Annotated in this window: 13 protein-coding genes; 12 read left to right on the top strand and 1 reads right to left on the bottom strand. The window is 52.8% G+C overall.

Annotated features, from left to right (window positions below):
* From ACI4N7_RS04745 to ACI4N7_RS04780, 8 genes are all read left to right on the top strand, one after another.
* The coding region (locus ACI4N7_RS04745; protein WP_439732217.1) for a hypothetical protein at positions 1-196 on the top strand (196 nt) is incomplete at its 5' end.
* Positions 197-290: 94 nt separating this feature from the next.
* Positions 291-1,103: a nucleotide-binding protein gene (locus ACI4N7_RS04750; protein ID WP_439732218.1), complete on the top strand. Its 813-nt coding sequence runs from the start codon at positions 291-293 to the stop codon at positions 1,101-1,103.
* Positions 1,093-2,388 (top strand): nitrogenase component 1, encoded by a 1,296-nt coding sequence (locus tag ACI4N7_RS04755; protein ID WP_439732219.1) that lies wholly within the window; start codon positions 1,093-1,095, stop codon positions 2,386-2,388. The genes ACI4N7_RS04750 and ACI4N7_RS04755 overlap by 11 nt, the downstream gene beginning before the upstream one ends.
* Complete coding sequence (locus ACI4N7_RS04760; RefSeq protein ID WP_439732220.1) at positions 2,375-3,673, top strand: nitrogenase component 1; 1,299 nt, start codon at positions 2,375-2,377, stop codon at positions 3,671-3,673. Before ACI4N7_RS04755 ends, ACI4N7_RS04760 begins: the two co-directional genes overlap by 14 nt.
* 404 nt (positions 3,674-4,077) lie before the next feature.
* On the top strand, positions 4,078-7,803 hold the full coding sequence (gene cobN / locus ACI4N7_RS04765; protein ID WP_439732221.1) for a cobaltochelatase subunit CobN: 3,726 nt from the start codon (positions 4,078-4,080) through the stop codon (positions 7,801-7,803).
* Positions 7,796-8,845 carry a radical SAM protein gene (locus ACI4N7_RS04770; RefSeq protein ID WP_439732222.1) on the top strand — a complete coding sequence of 350 codons (1,050 nt, stop codon included), beginning with the start codon at positions 7,796-7,798 and terminating at the stop codon, positions 8,843-8,845. Before cobN ends, ACI4N7_RS04770 begins: the two co-directional genes overlap by 8 nt.
* A 238-nt stretch (positions 8,846-9,083) precedes the next feature.
* Positions 9,084-10,112, top strand: a complete 1,029-nt coding sequence (locus ACI4N7_RS04775) for an ATP-binding protein (protein ID WP_439732223.1) — start codon at positions 9,084-9,086, stop codon at positions 10,110-10,112.
* A 28-nt stretch (positions 10,113-10,140) separates the two neighbouring features.
* Entirely contained in the window at positions 10,141-12,021 is a 1,881-nt protein-coding gene (locus tag ACI4N7_RS04780) for a VWA domain-containing protein (RefSeq protein ID WP_439732224.1), read from the top strand.
* Between the two features lie 416 nt (positions 12,022-12,437).
* On the opposite strand, the gene ACI4N7_RS04785 is transcribed toward ACI4N7_RS04780, so the two are convergent.
* Complete coding sequence (locus ACI4N7_RS04785; RefSeq protein ID WP_439732225.1) at positions 12,438-12,602, bottom strand: hypothetical protein; 165 nt, start codon at positions 12,600-12,602, stop codon at positions 12,438-12,440.
* A 63-nt stretch (positions 12,603-12,665) separates the two neighbouring features.
* Here ACI4N7_RS04785 and ACI4N7_RS04790 point away from each other — a divergent pair, with 63 nt between their 5' ends.
* From ACI4N7_RS04790 to ACI4N7_RS04805, 4 genes are read left to right on the top strand one after another with little or no spacing between them, the layout of a single operon-like run.
* Positions 12,666-14,282, top strand: a complete 1,617-nt coding sequence (locus ACI4N7_RS04790; protein ID WP_439732226.1) for a hypothetical protein — start codon at positions 12,666-12,668, stop codon at positions 14,280-14,282.
* On the top strand, positions 14,279-15,928 hold the full coding sequence (locus ACI4N7_RS04795; RefSeq protein ID WP_439732227.1) for an ABC transporter ATP-binding protein: 1,650 nt from the start codon (positions 14,279-14,281) through the stop codon (positions 15,926-15,928). The genes ACI4N7_RS04790 and ACI4N7_RS04795 overlap by 4 nt, the downstream gene beginning before the upstream one ends.
* Positions 15,897-16,769, top strand: coding sequence for an energy-coupling factor transporter transmembrane component T family protein (locus ACI4N7_RS04800; protein ID WP_439732228.1), 873 nt, complete (start codon positions 15,897-15,899; stop codon positions 16,767-16,769). The genes ACI4N7_RS04795 and ACI4N7_RS04800 overlap by 32 nt, the downstream gene beginning before the upstream one ends.
* Positions 16,766-18,172, top strand: coding sequence for a WD40 repeat domain-containing protein (locus ACI4N7_RS04805; RefSeq protein ID WP_439732229.1), 1,407 nt, complete (start codon positions 16,766-16,768; stop codon positions 18,170-18,172). Before ACI4N7_RS04800 ends, ACI4N7_RS04805 begins: the two co-directional genes overlap by 4 nt.
* Positions 18,173-18,290: the final 118 nt, after the last annotated feature.

Consider the following 18,290-nt stretch of genomic DNA (forward strand, 5'->3'; position numbering starts at 1 on the left):
CCTGTGCAGAGGGGCTTTTGCTATGGTGAAAACGCAGCTTTGGCGGGCGTTTAGCGGGATGGTAGGCCAGTGGACTGGTTGTTGGCTCATCTTGGGATATTATTCACTTTCGGTTGCCAAAGGTCCCGTCAACCGTCTCTATGCATCCTTTGACCGCATGAAGGGGGGAGCTTTCCCTGAAGATGATTCCTCATAACCGGATCAAAGAACCATTATCCCATCAATTTCTAATTCTCTGCTATAATATATAGAAGGGAAACACATTTCCTTTTTCATGAAGGAGGAGCTTTATGAGGAAAATCGCTTTTTATGGGAAGGGCGGCATTGGAAAGTCTACTACGGCATCTAATGTATCCGCCGCTTTGAGCCTGATGGGGCAGAGGGTCTGCCAGATCGGCTGTGATCCGAAGAATGATTCGACCCGGCTTCTGCTGGGACATATCTGCCGCTCTACGGTTCTGGATATGATCCGGCTGAAGGAGGCAGGAGATATAAAGAAGGAGGATATCATCCACACCGGTTTCCACGGGATTACCTGTGTGGAAGCAGGGGGGCCGGAGCCGGGCGTAGGCTGCGCCGGCAGGGGAATCATTGTGGCCCTGCAGCTGCTGGACCGTCTCCATGCACTGCCGGAAAGTGATGTCATTCTCTATGATGTGCTGGGAGATGTGGTGTGCGGCGGATTTGCCATGCCTATCAGGGAAGGGTATGCAGAGGAAATCTATATCGTTTCATCCGGTGAGCTCATGTCTCTCTATGCGGCTAATAATATTGCCAAGGGCATTGCCCGGTTTGCATCCCGGGGAAAGGTCCGGCTGGCAGGCATTATCGGGAACAGCAGGAATGTGCCGGGAGAAAGGGAACTGCTTCTGGAATTCGCGGAAAAGCTGAACAGCCGGCTGGTAGCATTTATCCCCCGGGATAAGACGGTGAATCTGGCGGAAAATCACAGGGAGACCGTCCTCCAGTATGCTCCTGATTCACCGCAGGCAGAGGTCTATAGAAAACTGGCGGAGACTATCCTTACCAATGAAGAGACTTCTATTCCCCGGCCTATGAGTTTTGATGATCTGGAAAAGCTGGTGGAAAGGTATGGCACTTAAAACAAAATGGCTTCTTTCGAAAAACTGCAATGCCAGCTGTACCATGACCGGCGTGTGGCGGGCGGCGGCCTATGCGAAGGGCTGCGTGGTTATTTTCCACAGTCCCCTGGGCTGTGCCCATGTGGCTTCCATTATGGATTTAGGCAGTCATTATCGGATAGAAGCTGACGGCAGTTCTCTGGACGGAGATCCGGTGCCGCTGATTTCATCTCATTTGAGGGAAAAGGACAGCATTTTCGGAGGGATTGACCGGCTTCATGAATGCATTGCCTATGCGGTGCGGGTGTATCATCCGGAATGTCTTATTATTGCTTCTTCCTGCGTAGCAGGCGTCATCGGAGACGATGTGGATGAAGAGGCGGCCCGGGCGGAGGCGTCTTACGGGATTCCCGTACTGTCCATGCCCTTTTCCGGATTTCTGGGAGGAGAATATTCCGACGGATATTATAAAACCATGGAAGCCATGATTCGCCGTTTCTTCAGGAAGAACAAACATAAAGAGGGCACGGTGCTGCTGCTGGGGGATCAGATGGGTCCGCACGGGCAGTATGCCAGGGAAGTCAAACGGCTTCTTTCCTTTTTCGGTCTGACTGTGGCGTACCAGTTTCCCGGATATGTGCCTTTCCGGGACTGGGGCAGGGTAACGGAGGCTTCTTTGTCCGTGGTGCTGGGAACTGCGGGACAGCCGGAAGGAATGAAGGATATGGCTCTCCTTCTGGAGAAGGACTTCGACCTGCCTTTCCTGGGAGATTTTTATCCCCTGGGTTTGGATAAGACCGTGGAGTGGATCCGTGCCCTGGCTTCCTATCTGGGAGAAAAGGAGAAGGGAGAGGCACTGATCCGGCAGGAAATGGCACGAGTCAGGGCCCAGGTGGCTTCTTTTCTCCCGGTGACAGAAGGAAAAAGGGCGTTTCTTGCCATAGGACGGGGAACGCGCTGGTATCATCCGGCGGAAACGATCCGTTCCCTGAAGCTCCTTCACATGGTACCGGCAGGGGTGATCCTGTTTTCCAATCTGCAGGAAGAGGATATCCGCCTGTTTCGTCAGGAAATTTCCTCTATGGGAGACATTCCTGTCATGGGAGAAGAGGAAGGACAGAAAGCACTGGAAGATGCGGATCTGCTGCTGACCACCAATGAAATCTATCATACTCCGGTGCGGCAGCTTTTTATCCCCATGGTTCCTCTGGCAGGGACGGAGGGAGAGCTGGTTTTCCTCCGCTCTATTTACCGCCTGCTCTGCCGCTATGGAAGAAAAGGAGGCATGACCTATGTCAAGGTGTGAGTTTGAATCATCCTGCCAGCATAATGATACCTGCGGCCTCACCGGTTCGGCGGCATTTTTCGCCTCCATTCCCCAAAGTGCGGTGGTGGTCAACGGCCCTCTCTGGTGCTATTTCTATGCCATGAAATATATAGACGATGAAAACAGCCGGGCAGGCCGGTGTATCAGCTGCACCCAGCCGTCGCCCTCTTCCCTGGTATATGGTACGGAAAAGGACATTCTCCGGGCTCTATCTTTTGTGAAAGAGCATGAAAAGGCAGACCGTGTCTTTCTGATGAATAACTGCAGCGTGGGACTGATCGGCGATGATATCCGGGGCATCTGTGAATCGTTCCAGGGTCCCTGGCCGGTGTATACCATGGACAGCGGCGGATTAAAGGGCAGCTTTGAAGAAGGCTTTGTGCAGGCCTTTCTCCGCATTGTGGAAGAAATGAAACCCTGCTCTGCTGTTCCTCACTCGGTCAACCTGCTGGGCCTGTCGGATATTTATCTCAAAGGGCTCCAGGATGCGGGGGAGATCCGCCGGATCCTGGAGGGCTGCGGCATACGGGTCATTTCCATGCCCGGCGCAGGAGACAGCTGGGATCATATCATGGCAGCTCCTTCCGCTTCCTTCAACCTGGTGGTACGGGATGAGCTGGGACTTGCGGCGGCCCGGGAAATGGAAAAAAGATTTCATATTCCCTATGCATCGGTGGGCATGCCCTACGGTTTTAAGGGGACCGAGGCCTGGGCAGACAGGGTTCTTTCTCTTCTTGGATGCACCGGCAGCGCAGATTTTCTGGCGGCGGAAAAAAGAAGGAAGGAGGAAGTTCTTAGAAAAGGGAACGGACTGGAGTCACTCTGGGGCTCTCTGTGGTTTGACCAGGTGCTGGTAGCGGCGCCTCCTTCGGAAGCCCTGGGCATAGCGGAAGCAGTTCGGGGAGAATGGATAGATACGGCGAAGCTTACGGTCCACTTGACGGCAGCGTCAGAAAAATCAGTAAAGGCGGCAGACGTGATTCGAAGGGTCACGGTGGATGATGAGGAAATCAAGAAGGATTATGAGAATTGGGAAAACGGCCTTGTCTTGTCCAGCAGTCATGAGACGGCCCGGCTGGACCGGCTGGGAAAATCTTATGTTTCCTGTCATATTGCCCGCCCTTCCTATGATGAGGTTCTGGTATCCGACCTGCCGTACTGCGGTTTTCGGGGAGCGGCCGCGCTTTATGAAAAATTATGGAACGCCCGGCTGAGGCAGATACGCTGCAGTTCCCGCGGCCATGTAATTAAAGAAAAGATTTGAAATTAAACAGGAAATTTCTGAAAAGCACTGAATGTCGAAAAATTCGGCATAAATCAGTGCTTTTTTAATGATGGAAAATCGGATTCTGTGAATGTATCAGCGGTTTCTTAAATAAATCAAAAAATTCAGCTTTAAAAATATGTTGAAAATAGTATAATATATAAAGTAAATTAGTAAAAATAATAGAAATTATGAAAGGGACTGGAGACAGATTTATAAGGTTTGGAAGAAAGCAGGCAGGTAAGTACGTAACGCTGACTTTATACACATTGTCCGCAGGACGATACTGCTGCCCTCAGCGGCTGAAAGCCGCTGTCAAACTTAGGAACCCTCTGAACCTTTTGAACCCTCACGCTCGTTCCGGGCGTGTCCAATAAACTCTATTTTCAAGGAAAGAGGTATGTATGGACGACGTTAAAATTATTTATATGACGAACCATGACAGACGATATGCTGCCATTAAAAAAGCCTGCGATGCACTGCAGGAGGAAGGCCGGATTTCTGATCTCTGCATTCCTGTATTTCTGGAAAGAACCAGCGACTGGAACATGTCCTGGGAAAGGAAGATGAAGGGAGCTTCCCTGGTGATGATTCACCTTATGAAGAATGCTCTGAAGTCTTCTTTCTGGAAAGACTGCCGCCATTTCCTGGAACAGGCGGGCATTCCCTATTTTGTAGATGCGGTGGACGGAGATACGGCGGAGCACAGCGACCGGCTCACCGATGACATGATGAAACATTTCCGGGAATACTGTCTCTACGGCGGTATGGAAAATTTCAAGAATCTCTGGCTCTATGCCTCTTCTCTTTTTGATGCTTCCATCGAGAAGCCGAAGGATCCCCAGACCTATACCTGGGCAGGCATTTATGATCCGGAAGCAGAGAGCGGCTTTACCACTGATACCAAAGGCTATCTGCAGAAATATGGATCCGACGGAAAACCGGTTATCGGGCTCCTGTTCTATCGGGAGGAATGGATCTGGGGCGATCTGGCTTACCAGAATGCATTCATGCAGGAGGCGGAAAAACAGGGATACCACGTACTGCCTGTATTTGCCAACGGATCTCCTGATCTGAGTTTGGGCATGCCTACCCTTTCCGAGGTGATTTCTACCTACTTTATGCAGGATGGAAAATCGGTGATTGACTCTCTGGTAAGCACCATGAAATTCTCTCTTACCGGCAGCGGCAGAGCAGATGTGGAAACACTGAAAAAACTGGGCGTACCGCTCCTGACGGCCTATACGCTTCTGGTATCGGAAAAGGAATGGCGGGACAACGAGGAAGGACTGAATGCAGTGGAAACCTCCATTGCTGCCGCCATGCCGGAACTGGACGGCGTCATCCACGGCGTGCCCATTGCAGGCCGGGTGAAGCAGGAAGACGGCACTGTGGAATTTGAACCCATTCCCGAACGGATTTCCCGTATGGTAGGAAAGGCAGGGAAATGGGGAAGGCTTCACCGGATGAAGAATGAAAATAAGAAAATTGCTCTTATTTTCCACAATTATCCTGCCAAGAATTCCAATATCGGCAGCGCATCGGGTCTGGATACCATGGAAAGCGCCATTCGTCTGATGAAACGCATGAAGGCGGAAGGCTATGCCATTGATTTCGTTCCGGAGAGTACGGAAAAGTTTATCGAGCTCATGACTTCCCATGCTACCAATGATATTTCCATGATGACGGAAAAGCAGGCGGAAGAATGCCAGAAGCTGTCGGCTAAAGAATATATTGATTTCTTCCATACCCTGGGGAAGAATGCCCAGAAGAAAATGAAAGAGGAATGGGGCAAGGCACCGGGGGAAGTGATGATTTCCGAAAAGGGAAACATCCTGATTCCAGGCACCATGGACGGCAATATGTTCCTTACGGTACAGCCTTCCCGCCAGTACGGCATGGATCCTTCCAAGGCATACCATGATCCCTATATCGCACCTACCCATCAGTACCTGGCATTCTATTACTGGCTGCGCCATGTATGGAAGGCCGATGCGGTCATTCATATGGGTACTCACGGCAATCTGGAATGGCTGCCGGGGAAGAGTGTGGGACTGGATGAGGAAAGCTATCCGGATATTGCACTGGGAGATCTGCCCAATGTATATCCTTACCATATGACCATTACCGGCGAAGGCATGATTGCCAAACGGCGTGCTTCCGGCTGCCTCATCGGCTATGTGCCGGCTCCGGTTTCCGATGCCGGCGCCTATGACGAGATTTCCGAGCTGGAAAAGACCATGGATGAATATGCCCACCTGAAGGAAACAGGAAGCACGGCGCCGGACATGGAGAAAAATATACTGGAGCTGGTAAAGAAGGCCAAACTGGATCAGGATCTTCCTTTCCCGGAAGGCAGCAGCTTCGATGATTATATGAGCACTCTCCACAACTATATTGAAGAACTGAAGGACAGCGAGGTTCACGTAGGTCTTCATATTCTGGGACAGCCGCTGGAAGGGGATCTCCTCACCGACGGAATCCTGCAGCTGCTCCGCCTGTCCAATGACAAGGTGCCTTCCATTTATGATCTGTGGGCAGAAAAGTATCATACTACTCTGGATATGATCCAGACTCACTCTTCGGAACTTTTTGATGATATGAAATGCACCTACGGGGAACTGATGACCCGCATCCGCAAAGAAGCAAAGACAGTGATCAAAGCGGTACAGGACGGAGGCTTTACGGAGGAAGCCATAGAAAAGGCCATGGCTCTGCCGGAAGCGGAAGGGGAAAAGGAATGGAAGGAAAAACTGGAAAGCCTTCTCCATTTCGTAACCGGAGAAATCTATCCCCGCATTGAAAAAACCACCGATGAAATGGACCATACCCTGGATGCCCTTGACGGACGGTATGTGGAACCGGGACCATCGGGGTCTCCGAATGCCGGCGGCGTGAGCCTCCTGCCTTCCGGACGGAATTTCTACGGCGTGGATCCCAGAACCCTTCCTTCTCCTACGGGCTGGCAGCTGGGTGTCAAGCTGGGAGACCGGATGATTGAAAAATTTATTGCAGACCAGGGCAAGTATCCGGAAAATATGGGCATGATTCTCTGGTCCGGCCCCAATATGCGTTCTTCCGGCCAGGATATTGCGGAATTCCTGTACATGCTGGGCGTGAAACCGGTATGGCAGAAGGGAAGCCTTAAAGTGTCGGGACTGGAAGTCATTCCTCTCACTGCCCTGAAGCGTCCGAGAATCGACGTGACGGCACGAATCAGCGGACTGTTCCGCGATACCCTTCCCCAGCTGGCAGAGCTGATGGATCAGGCGGTGCTGCTGGCAGCTTCTCTGGATGAATCGCCGGAGGACAACTTTGTCAGAAAACATGTACTGGAAGATACAAAGACCATGGAAGATGAAGGGGTAGATGCCGATGATGCCTGGAGAAATGCGGCATTCCGCATTTTCGGCGATGCGCCCGGTACATACGGCGCCGGCGTCAATACCGTGCTTGATTCCAAGAACTGGCAGAATGAGGACGACCTGGCCAATGTGTATGTCCGCTGGGGCGGTCATGTATTCGGCGGCGGAAACCGGGGCGTCTTCAAGCCGGAACTCTTCAAAAAGCGTCTGGCATCCCTGGATCTCACTGTCAAGAATGAAGAAAACCATGAAAGCAATATTTTAAGCTCCGATGACTACAATGCCTTCCATGGCGGCATGATTGCCGCCGTCAAGAGTCTGGGCAAAAAGACGCCGGAGTCCTATGTGGGCGACAGCACCAACCGGTCTGCCGTAGGCGTGAAGACGGTGCAGGAAGAAATGAAACGGGTATTCCGCAGCGAATCCATGAACCCGAAATTCATTGAAGGTTTGATGAAGCACGGGTACAAGGGAGCTACGGATCTGGCAAACCGGCTCTCCATCAGCTTCCAGTGGGATGCTACCAGCGGTGTCATGGATGACTGGATGTATGAACAGTATGCCCAGAAATATGCTCTGGATCCCAAGATGCAGCAGTGGATGAAGAAGGTTAATCCCTGGGCTCTGCAGAATATTGCGGAAACCCTTCTGGAGGCAGACCAGCGGAATATGTGGAATGCCGGTGATGAAATGAAGGAAGAACTGCAGCAGCTTTACCTTTCTGTGGAAGGGGAACTGGAAGATGACGGAGACGAGGATGAATAAAATCCCGCCCATCCGCATGCTGGTGCTCACTCTCACGGGACGCTGCAATTTTGCCTGCCGCTACTGCTATGCCTCTGACGTGGATGCCAGAGATATGGCGGAAGAGACAGCCGTCAAGGCGGTGATGATGGCCGGAGCGTCAGGAGAAAGATTTCTCCTTCAGTTTTCCGGCGGAGAGCCGCTGCTCCGATTTCCGCTGATTCGAAAGCTGGTACATCTGGTGGAGGAAAATCATTTCGATGCCCAGATGCAGATCCAGACCAACGGATCTCTTCTGACCAGGGATATAGGGCGTTTCCTCTATGACCATGGTGTGGGAATCGGCATATCCTGCGACGGGAGGCCTTCTGTCATGGACAGGACCCGGCCCATGAAGGACGGTTCCTCTTCCTCCAAGGCGGCAGCCGCCGGTTTCCGAAACCTGGCGGAGGAAGGCATCGGCACCGGCATTACCTGCGTGGTGACAGAGGATATGGTGAAGGACCTTCCCGGTATTGCAGACATGGCCCAGTTCTACGGCAATGTGCATCAGGTGGGGTTCGACATTCTGCGGGAACAGGGAAGGGGCAGCTCCCTTCATGAACCTTCTGCAGAAGCCATGACGGAAGCTCTGGAGGCGGTGTATCACCGCATGGAAATGCTGGAAAAGGTTACAGGAAGGCATGTCCATTTTACCCAGGAAGACCGGGCAGAGCGGCTTCATAAAACGGGAAACTATGAATTTCCCCAGTGCTACGCCATGAACGGCGAGGCTGCCTTTGTTGATGTACAAGGTTATATTTACGCCTGCTCCTCCCTCATGGGACGGGAATCCTACCTGCTGGGGACAGTGGAAACCGGCCGGGACCCGGAGCGTGTAAGGAAGGTGGGCGCTTTTATAAAAACAGCCATGGCCAAGTGCCGGAGCTGTGAATATTTTCCCCTCTGCGGGGGCGGCTGTTTTTCAAGGTGGCTGGATAAGGATGGCCATGTGCGGCCTTCCGAGGCCGAATGTGCCATGAAGAAATTCTTCATCCGGAAATATCTGGAAAAGAACCGGTGAATTTGCCGGACAGTCATTTATGGCGGGAAACTGCTGTGAAAAAAGTTCTTAAGATTGCCAGAGCCGGCGGCCTTCATTTTTTAAGACGCCTGCCAAAACCTTCGGCCCCAATGGCCGTCACACTTAAGCACCTTTGGGCCCGCAGAGCTCATCAAATTTCAGTCCGTAAGGGACGTCAATCCTGGCTGCCAAGCAGCCTCGCTAGTCCATTAATTTTTCTTAAATATGAGGAGGATATATGAAAAGACAGGGAACATTCCCATTTACTGCCATTATCGGGCAGGACACCATGAAAAAAGCACTGGTACTGAACGTCGTGAATCCGAAACTGGGCGGCGTACTGATTCAGGGGGAAAAAGGAACGGCTAAATCCACGGCTGTCCGTGCGCTGGCAGATCTTCTTCCGCCCCGGAAATGCATTAAGGGCTGCCGTTTCCACGACGATCCTGATGACCGGGCTAACTGGTGCGATGAATGCCATGAAAAGTATGACCATGAAGAACCGCCGGTAGAAATGCTTCCCATGAAAGTGGTGGAACTTCCTGTCAGTGCTACAGAAGACCGCGTGGTAGGCACACTGGATATTGAAGCAGCTATCCGTGAAGGCAAGCGTTCCTTTGAAACAGGGATTCTGGCTGATGCCAACAGAAACATTCTCTATGTAGATGAAATCAACCTGCTGGATGACCACGTGGTGGATGTACTCCTGGACTCCGCTGCCATGGGCATCAATACAGTAGAACGTGAAGGAATTTCCTATTCCCATCCGGCCCGCTTCTCCCTGGTAGGCACCATGAACCCGGAAGAAGGGGATATCCGTCCACAGCTTTTGGACCGCTTTGCCCTTTCTGTAAAAGTAGTAGGCGAACAGGATCCGGAAAAGAGAGCGGAAATCATTAAGAGAAGACTGGCCTATGAAGCTGATCCGGAACCTTTCCTGGAACAGTGGAAGGATGAACAGGCCAAAGAAGTGCGCCGCATCGAAAGGGCCATGAAGCTTCTGCCTCAGGTTACCGCTTCCAACGACATTCTTCTTCTGGCAGCCAAGATTTCCATTACTCTGGGCGTAGACGGACACCGTGCCGACATTACCCTGATTAAGACTGCAGAAACCATTGCTGCTGTGGCAGGACATACAGAAGTCACCAAAGAAGACATCCGGGAAGCTTCCAGACTGGCTCTGCCCCATCGTATGAGACGCCGTCCATTTGAAGAACAGACGCTGGACTGGTCTGAAGTGGACAAGGTTATTGACGATGAAGCGTAATCTCTTTCCCTTTGCCGCTGTCTGCGGAATGGAAAAAGCCAAAGAAGCCATTCTCCTTACCCTGGTGAATCCCTTTGCAGGAGGACTCCTCCTTTCCGGGGAAAAGGGGACCGGCAAATCCACGCTGGTCAGAAGTGCCCGTGAACTGGTGGATTCGCCCTGGGTGGAAATCCCTATCAGTATTACGGAAGACAGGCTCTTTGGTTCCATTGATACAGAAGAGGCAATCCGCAGCGGTCATAAGAAACTCCTTCCCGGACTCATTGACGAAGCGGATCAGGGGATAATCTATATTGATGATGTCAATCTTCTTCGGGATGATTTACTTTCTGCCGTGCTGAACATCCGTGAAGCCGGCGGATACAGGCTGGAACGGGACGGGCTCTCGGAACAGAGGAATACCTCCTTCACCGTGCTTTCGGTTATGAATCCGGAAAGCGGTACCCTGTCCGCCTCTTCACTGGACCGGTTCGGGCTTTTTGCCCAGGCGGACCCCTCCTATGATGATGAGACCCGGCTGGAAATTATCCGCCGCGTTCTTGCCTTTGAGAAAGACGGAATCGCCTTCCGTGCGCACTGGCAGAAGGAAACGGATGCTCTGAGGCAGAAAATCAGGGATGCCAGAAAGGCCCTTTCTTCTGTAGAAGTATCCTCCGCCATGATCCAGCTGGCGGCGGTATATACTCTGAAGGCCCATGTGGCAGGCCACAGAGCGGATATTTACCTGATTGAAGCCGCCAGGGCGGAAGCAGCCCTGGAAGGAAGGAAATACATTCTTCCCAAGGACTTGGAAAAAGCGGCTGAATTCGTGCTGCCTCACCGCATGAGAAAAGCAGAGGAAGCGGAAGAACCGGAGCCTCAGGAAGAACCTCAGCAGGAACAGCAGCAGGAAGAAGAACCGCCGCAGCAGCAGGAACAGCAGCAGCCCTCGGACAATGAATTCAGCCATCCTCCGGAAGCACAGCCGCCGCAGATGAATACAGAGGATGCAGAAGACGGAAACCAGGAACAGAACCAGGACAATGCCCGCCTTTCCAATCCAAGAGGGGAGAGCCGTGAAAGAATCGATGCGGCAGACCTTCATGTAAACCTGCCGCCCATGTGGATCGAACCGTCGAAGGACAGAAAACCGAAAAAAGGCAGCGGCAAACGAAGCCTCACCATGACCGACCTCATGCAGGGACGGTATGTAAGGGCGGAAATTCCCAAATCCAAAACGTCGGATATCGCCTTCGATGCTACCCTCCGCGCTGCAGCTCCCTATCAGAAAGCCAGACCCTCCAACGGCTGTGCCGTGGTCATTCGTAAAGATGACCTTCGGAGCAAGGTCCGCGAAAAGAGGACAGGCAATATCTTCCTCTTCGTGGTGGATGCCAGCGGTTCCATGGGAGCCAGGGAACGAATGAAAACGGTGAAAGGCGTTATTTTCAAAATTCTTCTCGACGCTTACCAGAAAAGAGACCGGGTAGGCATGGTTGCCTTCCGCAAGAACCAGGCGGAAGTCCTTCTTCCGGTGACAAGATCCGTTGATTTTGCCCAGAAGAAACTGGCCTCCATGCCCACCGGCGGCAAGACTCCTCTGGCCAAGGGCCTCCTCAAGGCGGAAGACGTACTGGATATGCTTTACCGCCAGGATGCCAACCAGGATCCGGTAATGATCCTCATCACCGACGGCAGGGCCACCAGCCCCCTGAATAAAGGGACCAATCCGGTCACCGATGCTCTGGAAGAAGCCAAACGCATCGGCAGAAGAAATATTCCTGTAGCAGTCATTGATACGGAATCCGGATTTATCAAGCTGGGACTTGCCAAAAAACTGGCCAAGGCCATGGGCGCTTCCTATTTCCAGGTGGATAAAATATCAGAAGACCAGCTTCTCCATATCTGGAGAACTGCGGCCAATATGTAAATACAGATTCCCGGTACCCGGTACCGGGAATTTGTCTGTCGGAAAGGCAGTGGGATAGCGGGCTGGTGAGCTGGTAAAAAGCTATCAAATCGGGAATACAGCCGGCCCGCTTTATCACCATTTCGAGCGATGCAAAGCGGAGTCGAGAAATCCGCCCTGCTATATAGTGGCTGGTACCTGGTGGGGTGCCTTGCAGTGCGGCTGGGCGCGGAATCGGGATTGAGGATGGAGAATATCGCCCGGTCTCCTATCCGCCGATTGGGATTCTTTCTATCTTTTCTTATGCGGCTCATACCGAGATTCTTCGCCTTCGGCTCAGAATGACTGTGTCAATTATGGCTAGTGATGTTCAAGAACCCAAAAACTGCTTAAATGAGCTAGTGGACTGGTTGAACTGGTGGGCTGGTGAGAATCAATCAAATGTGTCCATAGGGAGATTCTTCGCCTGCATTCAGAATGACCATGCCGGTCGTAAAGGCAGTCTCGTAACGCTGACTATAGATCTGCGCCCGAAGGGCGCCAACACCCTCTGAACCCTTTTCCCGCTTCCTCTTCCTCCTTTTCATCTTTTCTGCAGTCATAGTATAATGAAACAAGTATATGTTATTTTCCCGTTTCCTGATTGATACAGATATGAGGTTTTTATGGTTTTCCGTATGCTCATGCTGCTGATCGGCGCTCTGGCGTTTTTCTTTCCCGTTGGGGCAGAGGAGGTGCCGGTGCAGCTGGAGGTGAGGTTTCCTTACAGCCTGAACGCTTCCAAAGATAAACCTGCCAGTCCCGGCAGTACGCAGCTTCTTTTTATTTCTGCCGATCATTTCAACCATCCCGAGGAAGAGGCAGAGGTGACCGTATCTCTGCCGTCCGGTCTTTCCGCCCATGAGGGAAAAGAGTGGACAGTGGACGGAGAAGGAACGGTCCATCTCACATGGACGCTTCCTGCAGATTTCGGAAACCGGTTTGCGGTGATTCCTGTTTCCGTTTCTTCTTCTCTTCCCGAAGGAAAAGGATCGATTCATGTTTCCATGGAAGGGGACGGCTGGAGCCTTTCAAAGGATGTGGACTATACGGTAGAAGCAGGCTCCGAAGCGCCGGAGGATGAGGCAGGCAGGGAAGAGTCCTGGTATATCCAGGGTGTGGTGCTGCCGGTGAATGAATCGGGGGAGACGGACAGCCGTCTTTCCGCCAATACCATGGTGCTTCCTGATGTGACCCTGGAAAATATAAAGCACCATCTGACCGGAAGCTCCATTGACTGGTCATCCATACTGGCTAAACCGGATACCTATCTGCTGCTGGACATGAGAAATCCGAAGAAGGATGTGCTGCCTGTCCATTTTAAGGCCGAGCTGGTGGATCGGGGAACGGGAGATATCAAAGAAGGCCTCCTGTCTTCTCCGGAAGAGGGAACAACGCCGGAGGAGCATTCGACTTCCAGTGAAACTGATTTTTCCCTGCAGGGATCCAAGATGCAGACGGCGGTGATTCCTTTATATGCGGATCCCTTTACCCTTTCCGAAGGGGAATATAATCTGCGCATTACCCTGTCTGACGGGGAAAACAGCAAGGTGACGGAAGTGCCGCTGACGGTGGTCAAAAGCCGGAGCATGGGCCTGATTTCTACAGGCGCTGCCTGCTTCTCTCTGCTGGTGGTACTCCTGTCGCTGGGAAGGATCCGGAGGACCATGATTCATATCGGTGCCAGGGGAGATATTGCAGCCGCTCTTTTTGCGGCGCTGGCTTTTGGCGGCGTGGTGGTGCCGGTTACCCTGGCAGGCGATTTCCTGCATGTGATACTGGGGCCTTTTTCCGGTCTGGTGACAGGACTTTTGAGCGGCGTGGTGCAGTACATGCTTCTCATGTCTCTCCTCGTGCTTTTCCGTTATCCCGGTGTGACCGCTCTGTTTTACCTGATCCGCTGGCTGCTTTCGGCTGTCCTTTTCGGCCGGGTGACGCCGGTGGGCATTCTGCTTACGGCGGTATCTATCGTGATTATCGAAGGGGCTCTCTACCTTTCCGGATTTTACAGGAAGGACAGGATTTCCTGGGGCTACGGACTTTTCATTTCCCTGGTCCTTGGCCTCTGCGATGCAGCCATTACGTTTATCAACATGCAGCAGCTCATGCTTTTTTACCGTTTGTACTATGCAGACTGGTTTATCGGCCTGTACATGGTGATTAACGGTCTTATATACAGCAGTCTGGGGAGTTTCCTGGGCTGGAAGACAGGAAAACGACTGAGGCAGGTGATGGGATCATGATTCTTTCCGTCCGTGATTTTTCCTGCCGCTATCGCAGCAGAAAGGACGTTACCATCCGCCATCTGAGTCTGGAAGTGGAAGAAGGAGAAATGGTGCTCATTGCCGGCCGTTCCGGCTGCGGGAAATCCACCTTTATCAAAGCTATGACCGGCCTTCTGGAGGATGCGGAAATGACCGGCACCATGCAGCTCTGCGGCCGGGACATCCGATCCATGACCGCCGAGGATATAGGCCTTGTGGCCGGGACCGTGTACCAGACGCCGGATGACCAGCTTTTTGCCATGACCGTGGAGGATGAAGTGGCTTTTGCCCTGGAAAACAGGGGAGAAGAAGAAGCTTATATCCGAAAAGAAGTGGCTGCCGCTCTGGACAAGGTGGGTCTGGCAGGCATGGAAGAAAGAAGCATTCATGCCCTTTCCGGAGGACAGCGGCAGCGTCTGGCCCTGGCATCCATTCTTGTCACCCATCCTGCGCTGCTGATTCTGGATGAACCGGTCAGTCAGATGAATCCCCAGGGAGTGAAGGATTTTCTGGCTCTTCTCCACCGGCTGAACCGGGAAGAAAAGATGACCATTCTCATGGTGGAACACAGAGTGAATGAACTGGCTTCCCATTTTCCCAGGCTCTGCATTATGGATCAGGGCTGCTTCGTCTATGACGGACCGACGGAAAAGGCATGGGAGAAAATGGGAGATACGGAAGTATACGGAATCCGTGAGCCCCAGACCGTCAAGCTGGCCAGAAAGCTGCATCTGTCCTCCATTTCTTCCGATGTGGGGCAGACGGTTGAAGAAATCCGCAGGGAAGGGATTTCTTTTCTTCCTCATGTTCCGCTTTCCAAACCAGGGACTCCGGGCCCCATGATTCTGGAAGGAAGGGATATCCATTATACCTATCCCGACGCTTCCGCAGAAACGCTGAAGGGATTGTCCTTCTCGGTCAAGGAAGGAAGCATTACAGCTCTTATGGGATTTAACGGCGCCGGAAAGTCGACCCTTCTCAACATCCTGGCCGGCCTTTTGAAGCCGGAAAAGGGGGAGGTCCTGATTCATGGAAAGCCGGCGGAAGAGGAGCGCCACCATGTGGGATTCATGCGGCAGGAGGCGGATCTTATGCTTCTCACCGATTCGGTGGAGGAAGAACTGGCATGGAATAACAGGGACATGACGGAGGAGGAGCTGGACCGGCTCCTGCACAAGCTTCACATTGCCCATTACCGTCATGATTTTCCCCTGGCTCTCTCCAAAGGGCAGCGGCTCCGGGTGGTATTCGGCGCCCTTCTGGCAAGGAAGGACAATGATCTACTGATTCTGGATGAACCCACCACCGGACAGGACCAGAAGAGCCTTCGGGACATCCGGGAAATGCTCCGATACGCTTCCGCTGAAGGCCGTACCATTTTTATCTGTACCCATGATATGGAACTGGCTGCCGATCTGGCAGATGAAGTTTATGTATTGAAGGAAGGCAGGCTTATGGCCCATGGCAGGCCGCATGATCTGTTCAGCCGGAGGGAGCTGATGATGGAAAGCGGACTCTCTCTGCCGCCCATGCTTGCGCTTTCCCTGCAGCTGGGCCTGGAGCCCTGCGTAACCATTGAGGAGGTGATGGCCCATGTCGCTGAGACAGACCTGGGAAGGCGGTGACAGGAAATCCCTGATTTCCGCCCTGGACGGAAGAACCAAACTGTCTGTGCTTCTTCTCTATGCCCTGATGATGGTGATCGTGGATAATGCCCGTACCCTGTTTATTCTTTTTACCATTACCCTGCTTCTTCATTTTCTGGGAAAGACGCCGGTGTATAAATGGAAGGTGCTGTCCATTTTCCTTCTTCTGGGACTTTGGGGCTCCATCTCCAGCCAGGCCCTTTTCTTCAACCAGAATCCCCGCACGCCTCTTGTGATGCTGCTTTCGCCGGACTTTCCCTTTCTCGGCTCTCTGACCGGCGGACTGTACATTTACCGGGAGGGCATTATTTACGGCGCTGTCCAGGGCATGCGTACCGCCTCCATGATTTCTCTGGGGCTTCTTGTATGCTGGACCAGCGATCCCAGAAATCTTCTGAAAGGGCTGACCGCCTGGCACCTTTCTCCCCAGGCTTCCTTCATGCTTGTTACGGCAGTCCGCTTTTTCCCCATCCTGGCAGCGGAAGCGGGGGAAGTGATGACAGCCCTGCAGCTCAGGAGCGCGGCGAAACGGGGAAGGCATGCGGTGCTCCGTCATATTCCTTATATGATTAAACCGCTTCTGGCCCGCTGCCTTCGGCGGGCACAGACCCTGTCCCTTTCCGTCACCAGCCGTGGGCTTTTCCTGGCTAGGCAGAGAAAGGGAAATCCCTGGAATCCGAAGGAAAAGGCAGCCTGCCTGGTGATGCTTCTCTTTGTTCTCGGCTGCGGCACCGGCAGGATTCTCTATGCCCTGTCCTTGAAGGGGCTGTATTTTGGCATGTTCCGCGTAATTTATGACTGGACGAAACTGTACTTATGAAACAATGGAAAACAACAGCTGTTTTTCTCCTTCTGGCCTGCACCTGGGCAGCTCTTTTCTGGGTGACAGGAAGCCGCACGCCCTGGCAGATGTTCTCCCCGAAAGATAAAGATGCCGGCATTGTGGTGAGCCTTGGAGAAATGGCAGGCAGGAATTATGACCGCATGGGATTTGAAGGAGGAGAAATCCTCTATGTCCCTTCTGACGGAGGCTGGCTTGTGGGCACGGCAAACGGCGAGCTCCGCCATATATCGGCCGAAGGGGATGAAAAATGGAGCCATTCCATTGGGACAGGCCTTATCCGCTCCCTGAAGCTGTCTGCAGATGGGAAGACCGTCTATGTGGGAGAAAAGAGCCCTGACGGCTTTCTGTATGCCCTGAACGTGAAAACAGGAGACCTCCTATGGAAATTCAAAGGCTATGATGCCATAGGCGGAGAGCCGGATATTCGGGCAGACCCGCAGGCCATCCATATTTCCACAGACCAAAATGGAAATATTTATGCCGCTTTTTACCGCTTCACTGTGAAGGGAGACGGACAGCGGGGCTATGTAAGCCAGGTCATTTCCTTCACAGCCGATGGAAAGGAAAGATGGCGCTATCCTGCAGAAAAGCCTATGGATGCCTGGGTAAACTGGGGCGAAGCCTCTCCCGATGGCAGCCGCTTTGCCTTTGGTACAGCGAATTATGATAAATCAAAAATAGAAAATTTGGAGTATAATAGAAATATATATGTATTGGATGGGAATACAGGAACTCTTATCCAGGGCATATCCATTCCGCTGGCAGATCATTTTGATTCTGTTACCATGCGCAATGCTCCTTCCTATTCATTGGACGGGCAGTATCTGGCGGCTATGACCAGCGACGGCAGAGGCTTCCTCTTTGACCGGGACGGCCGCCTCCTGTGGGAAAGGCACCTGGCCGAAGCAAAGGAAATCAACGGCGCCTGGTTCTTTGCCGCAGGGAGGGATGCACGGTTCCTTTCCGACGGCGTCCTCTTCGATACCATCAATACCTTCAGCCGGGATAACTGGCAGATGCCCTCGCCGGTGATTCATCCTTCCAGCAACAGCCTCTTCCGCTTCGGCCTGCAGGGAGATTTCCTGTGGAAGTACACCGCACCCGGTGAAATCGAAGCAGTGGATGTAGGGAAAGGAGTGGCCGCTCTGGCGGTGGGAAGAAATGTAAGAAACCATGACTACCTTGCCCACGGGGCGGAAGTGGTCCGCCTCTCCGACGGCAGCCTCCTTACCCGCTATCATACCTCCGGCCCTCTGCAGAACATTGCCGTATCCAGCGACGGCACCCTTATGGCAGGCATTGAAGTGCCCGCCGTCACGCCGGAAGGCAGCCTGCTGGGCGCGTACCGGCTTCATATATGGAAAATAGAGGGCCGGTAAGCTGGTGGAGGCGCCTTGCGGCGCGGTCGGGATGGAAGTCGGAAAATACCGCCAGGTCTTTTCACGCTGACTGGACCGGAATGACGCCTGAGGCAGGACGCCAATCCCGTATATACTC

Origin of the sequence: Dialister sp., from assembly GCF_051885895.1 — a bacterium.
Classification (GTDB): Bacteria; Bacillota; Negativicutes; order Veillonellales; family Dialisteraceae; genus Dialister.

What these genes read in the sequence shown, in the direction of transcription:
- ACI4N7_RS04760 (WP_439732220.1), top strand. Translation starts at nt 2,375, where the DNA reads ATGTCAAGGTGTGAGTTTGAATCATCCTGCCAGCATAATGATACCTGC.
- cobN (WP_439732221.1), top strand. Translation starts at nt 4,078, where the DNA reads ATGGACGACGTTAAAATTATTTATATGACGAACCATGACAGACGATAT.
- ACI4N7_RS04750 (WP_439732218.1), top strand. Translation starts at nt 291, where the DNA reads ATGAGGAAAATCGCTTTTTATGGGAAGGGCGGCATTGGAAAGTCTACT.
- ACI4N7_RS04755 (WP_439732219.1), top strand. Translation starts at nt 1,093, where the DNA reads ATGGCACTTAAAACAAAATGGCTTCTTTCGAAAAACTGCAATGCCAGC.
- ACI4N7_RS04785 (WP_439732225.1), bottom strand. Translation starts at nt 12,602, where the DNA reads ATGACTGCAGAAAAGATGAAAAGGAGGAAGAGGAAGCGGGAAAAGGGT.
- ACI4N7_RS04775 (WP_439732223.1), top strand. Translation starts at nt 9,084, where the DNA reads ATGAAAAGACAGGGAACATTCCCATTTACTGCCATTATCGGGCAGGAC.
- ACI4N7_RS04790 (WP_439732226.1), top strand. Translation starts at nt 12,666, where the DNA reads ATGGTTTTCCGTATGCTCATGCTGCTGATCGGCGCTCTGGCGTTTTTC.
- ACI4N7_RS04805 (WP_439732229.1), top strand. Translation starts at nt 16,766, where the DNA reads ATGAAACAATGGAAAACAACAGCTGTTTTTCTCCTTCTGGCCTGCACC.
- ACI4N7_RS04795 (WP_439732227.1), top strand. Translation starts at nt 14,279, where the DNA reads ATGATTCTTTCCGTCCGTGATTTTTCCTGCCGCTATCGCAGCAGAAAG.
- ACI4N7_RS04770 (WP_439732222.1), top strand. Translation starts at nt 7,796, where the DNA reads ATGAATAAAATCCCGCCCATCCGCATGCTGGTGCTCACTCTCACGGGA.
- ACI4N7_RS04780 (WP_439732224.1), top strand. Translation starts at nt 10,141, where the DNA reads ATGGAAAAAGCCAAAGAAGCCATTCTCCTTACCCTGGTGAATCCCTTT.
- ACI4N7_RS04800 (WP_439732228.1), top strand. Translation starts at nt 15,897, where the DNA reads ATGTCGCTGAGACAGACCTGGGAAGGCGGTGACAGGAAATCCCTGATT.